The sequence below is a fragment of the Acidiphilium sp. JA12-A1 genome (genome assembly GCF_000724705.2).
GTDB lineage: Bacteria > Pseudomonadota > Alphaproteobacteria > Acetobacterales > Acetobacteraceae > Acidiphilium > Acidiphilium multivorum.
Window position 1 is genome coordinate 1 of the sequence record NZ_JFHO01000186.1, and the last position, 3717, is coordinate 3717.

The 3717-nt window shown below is 60.7% G+C and carries 6 protein-coding genes; 3 read left to right on the forward strand and 3 right to left on the reverse strand.

Annotated features, from left to right (window positions below; genetic code table 11):
* Nucleotides 1-93 precede the first annotated feature (93 nt).
* Entirely contained in the window at nucleotides 94-516 is a 423-nt protein-coding gene (locus RT91_RS19085) for a transposase (RefSeq protein WP_035189369.1), read from the forward strand.
* A gap of 296 nt (nucleotides 517-812) precedes the next feature.
* Here the strand turns inward: RT91_RS19085 and RT91_RS21780 are convergent, their stop codons facing one another.
* Nucleotides 813-1307, reverse strand: coding sequence for a hypothetical protein (locus RT91_RS21780; RefSeq protein ID WP_152982882.1), 495 nt, complete (start codon nucleotides 1305-1307; stop codon nucleotides 813-815).
* Between the two features lie 373 nt (nucleotides 1308-1680).
* Between RT91_RS21780 and RT91_RS19090 the strand changes: the two genes are divergently transcribed.
* Both RT91_RS19090 and RT91_RS19095 read left to right on the forward strand, forming a co-directional pair.
* Complete coding sequence (locus RT91_RS19090) at nucleotides 1681-2259, forward strand: recombinase family protein (RefSeq protein ID WP_035189371.1); 579 nt, start codon at nucleotides 1681-1683, stop codon at nucleotides 2257-2259.
* Complete coding sequence (locus RT91_RS19095; RefSeq protein ID WP_035189373.1) at nucleotides 2256-2588, forward strand: hypothetical protein; 333 nt, start codon at nucleotides 2256-2258, stop codon at nucleotides 2586-2588. The genes RT91_RS19090 and RT91_RS19095 overlap by 4 nt, the downstream gene beginning before the upstream one ends.
* Nucleotides 2589-2639: 51 nt before the next feature.
* Here RT91_RS19095 and RT91_RS19100 read toward each other — a convergent pair whose 3' ends face one another.
* On the reverse strand, nucleotides 2640-3317 hold the full coding sequence (locus tag RT91_RS19100) for a hypothetical protein (RefSeq protein WP_152982883.1): 678 nt from the start codon (nucleotides 3315-3317) through the stop codon (nucleotides 2640-2642).
* Nucleotides 3318-3328: 11 nt separating this feature from the next.
* On the reverse strand, nucleotides 3329-3717 hold a 389-nt coding region (locus RT91_RS19105), incomplete at its 5' end, for a tyrosine-type recombinase/integrase (RefSeq protein WP_205408994.1).

Below are 3717 nucleotides of genomic sequence, written 5' to 3' on the forward strand. Positions count from 1 at the left end.
CGGTCATGCCGATGACTGGCAGATTTGCCTCGCCACAACTCCGGGACTGCAAATTCGCGATCGAGGCGGGTGATACGATCGTTCGCACCCAGAATGAAGGCCCTGCTGCTCCGCGCCGTCGTGCTGGCGCGGCGCCATCGCACGCTCGCGGACGCTACAAGACGCGCCTGGCGGCGGCGCCTCGACCATGATCTCGACGCCGTCATGGCGCTCGCCCCGATCAACCACCACGGCAGACGATTGCGCCGACGATACGGCAAGGTTCGTGATCATCTCTTCACCTTCCTCGACCACCCGGATATCGCCGCGGACAACAACGGCTCCGAGCGCGAACTCCGGCCTACCGCGACATATCGCAAGGTCACCGGAGGGTTCCGATCCAACTGGGGCGCCGATTTCTTCGCCAACGTCCGATCCGTCGTCGGGACCGCCGCGCGGCACGGCCTTGATGCCTACACCGCTATCAAAAACGCCGTCACCGGAGCATCACTGCCCATCGCCCCCCTACCGGGTTGAGCAGATACCCTTGTAAGAGTGAAGCTCATGCCATTTTGGACCGAAGCCGATTTAAGTTAGGACGGCTTATCCGGCTGATTCACGCCTTACGAGTTGGCTTTGAGCCGTAACCTACTATGCTGTTCCGGTTGAAGACACGCGGAGACCGACATAGGCCGTTTCCTTTTCCGATCTGATGAGGCAACTAAACGTGGGTGTCGCCTCTGTCCATCATCTGCCTTTGCCTCTTCGATCTAGGGAACGTACGACACTTCACTCGCCCAACTAGGCTGACCTCTTTTCGGATTAATGGCAGTTCAATTTCGTTCCTCGTTCAGGGCTTTCGGAGGGATCATTGCCATTGACGTGAGCAGACTGATGAGGGCCGACGCCACTGTCGGATTGGTCAAATCTGTCCACATCGCGACATAGTCTCGAATGTGCGACGCAGACGGTTTCGATCCTGTCATATCGCGGACCGTCTCAAGCATGCCATTGAGGTGTGTGTAGGCTGAATCTCCAGCACGTCGAAGTTCGTGAGCTTTGATCTCGCCAAGAACGAGATGGAGCTTCTCATCAAATTGACTGAATGAAGCGTCGATCAAATCGTCTTCAAGACTTTTGTAAATCATCGAATCATGCTTCCAAGAAGTGGCAGAATGAGAAACCTTGAAATGCAAATTCGCCTGCCCGTTCTGGCTGGCGGTTGTGTATTTGAATGATACGCCTTCTTTCGAGCTGCGTTCAATTATTCGGAGTACAACGCCCTTTTTTTCTGCGCCAGACTGATGTGTGCATTTTGAATTTGACATGGCCGTTTGGAATGGTTCGAGCGCGGCTGCATCGAGCCTTGTTCAACAGCAGCCGTCTGATGTCCTCGAATGATCTTGGCGCTGGCGTATGTTTGGACGGGCGGTGGAGCTGGATGGCACGTGTCGGTGACCGTCTCCGTGGTGACCGGCACGCCGGACGCACCCGCCGTGACCCCTCTCAGTCCGCTTCATCACCGTCGCTCCCGACCGCTGCGCGATCTTTCCTGCAAACGGTGGTTTTCGGGTGAAGGCGTTCTGTCTCCGAAAACCGTTTCCGAAAACTGCAGAAAAATGCTGACAGATTTTCCGAATAACATATCGTGAAACCGGACGTCCGAGAACGGGCGGCGTTGACGAGTTTCGGGAGAACAGGATGCTTATCGGTTACGCTCGCGTCTCGACGGGTGACCAGAACCACGACCTGCAGCACGACGCCCTTCGCGCGGCCGGGTGCGAGCGCATCTGGACGGAGACGGCGAGCGGGGCACGTACGGACCGACCGCAGCTGACGGCGCTGCTCGACGCGGCACGTGCCGGCGACACGCTGGTGGTCTGGCGGCTCGACCGGCTTGGAAGGTCGCTGAGGCATTTGATCGAGATCGGCGACGATCTCCAGCGACGTCAAATCGCGCTTCGCAGCTTGACCGAAGGGATCGACACGACGACCACGGCTGGCCGGTTCGTGTTCTCCTTGCTCGGCGCGCTGGCCCAGATGGAGCGCGAAATCCTGATCGAGCGGACGCAGGCCGGCTTGGCGGCAGCGGCGGCGCGGGGCCGAAAGGGTGGTCGTCCGCGCGCGCTCGACGACGGCAAGGTCCGCGCGGCGCAGGCGATGCTTGCGGCGGGAACTCTCAGCGGCGCCGAGATCGCGAAGCAATTGGGTGTCGCACCTTCGACGCTCTACCGGACCATTCCCGGCGGGCGTCGCGCAGTGATAGATCACGCAGCATGAACGACCGGGAAAACGGTTTTGACGACCCCGGCGAGGATCGCGATCAGCCGGATCGCCCTGTGAAATCGTCGCGCTACACAGCCGATCAGATCGAGGACATGCAGGACGTCGCCGCTGTCCTCGGCCTCGATCTGACATTCGATCCCCCCGGTGGCGACATCAAGCCCAATCTCTTCACCGACATCCTAGAGACGATGACGCCAGCGGAATACGACCGCCATCTCGACGAGATGGCCGCGCTCCTGCGAGCCGCCATTTCGGCAGCATGGGACCGAGAAGCGAAAAGACAAAAGCGGTTGCAGAAGAAGCGGAAGCGTCGTCGCCAGTGATCGACCGGGCCGATGCCGCAGGTTCCGGGGGGGGGGGCCTCGAAACCGACCTCAAGAGTGATGATCGGGACCAAGTAGTCGCAGCCGTCGAATCATCTCGGCACTGTCGATCACACCGCTCCAGTGGGCTACCAGCACCTCGGAATTGGCGCGAATCCATTGGACGGCAGCGGCCTCGTAGGCCGGGTTCAGCGGACCCGCGATGAGATGCGGTTCGGGCTGTACACAAAGGATGGCTGCGTTTGCCGCGTCGCTTCGCTCACTCGGCGAAGTCGCTACGAGCACGACCGCCTCCTGATCGGCCTTCAGCATCGTCGGTAGCCAAATCGTGCTCGGGAGGCCGGTGAATGACGGAAACAGGACGGTCGTCGTCCAAAGATCAGCGTCATCCTCCCGCCATCTATCATTGTGTTGGACGTAGATCGCTTCTGCGATGGCGAGCAGTTCCGGGCTGTCGTTGATGGCGCTGTCGTCCAAGAAACCTAGGTGTGGCGACGAGGGGCTCACCGTCTGCGAGATCGCCGCGGCAACCTCTTTGAAATCCAGACCGTCTTTTTTGAATCTCTCAACAAACGCCCACGCGATTGGCAAATCCGCGAGAGGAACGTGGCCGCCGTCCGCGAGCCTGAGCACAAGCTGCAGCTCGTACGACGTGAAGGTCAGTTCTGCACCGCGCCATGGGATGCGGTGTTCGACATGGACAATCCCATACACGCTGTCGGCGCCCATCGTCTCCTCCATCAGGGGGCCGGATCGCTGCGCATCAGTGTGACGATCCGCGCCGCCACGGTATCGGCGGCGGCGATCAACGTCGTGTCGGCGACGTGAATATAGCGCCGCGTCACGGTATGGCCCCGGTGCCCGAGCAGTGAGCCGATGGTCGCATCGGCGAGCCCGAGATCGGCGGCGACGCTGGCGTACGAGTGGCGCAGCACGTGCGACGTCACGTCGCGTGGTAGCCCCGCGGCACGATAGACGACCCGCTCCCAGACCCTGCGGAAATTAACTATCGGCGCATCCCCGCCGGCCGACCGAAACACGAACTCGCCCGGCGCCATCGCCTTGATCATCTGACACGCAGTCGTGCACAGCGGTCGCATCGACGCGCCGGTTTTGGTCGCGGCAAGTC

Coding starts and splice junctions, on each gene's coding strand:
- RT91_RS19100 (WP_152982883.1), bottom strand. CDS start 3,317: ATGGGCGCCGACAGCGTGTATGGGATTGTCCATGTCGAACACCGCATC.
- RT91_RS21780 (WP_152982882.1), bottom strand. CDS start 1,307: ATGTCAAATTCAAAATGCACACATCAGTCTGGCGCAGAAAAAAAGGGC.
- RT91_RS19095 (WP_035189373.1), top strand. CDS start 2,256: ATGAACGACCGGGAAAACGGTTTTGACGACCCCGGCGAGGATCGCGAT.
- RT91_RS19085 (WP_035189369.1), top strand. CDS start 94: ATGAAGGCCCTGCTGCTCCGCGCCGTCGTGCTGGCGCGGCGCCATCGC.
- RT91_RS19090 (WP_035189371.1), top strand. CDS start 1,681: ATGCTTATCGGTTACGCTCGCGTCTCGACGGGTGACCAGAACCACGAC.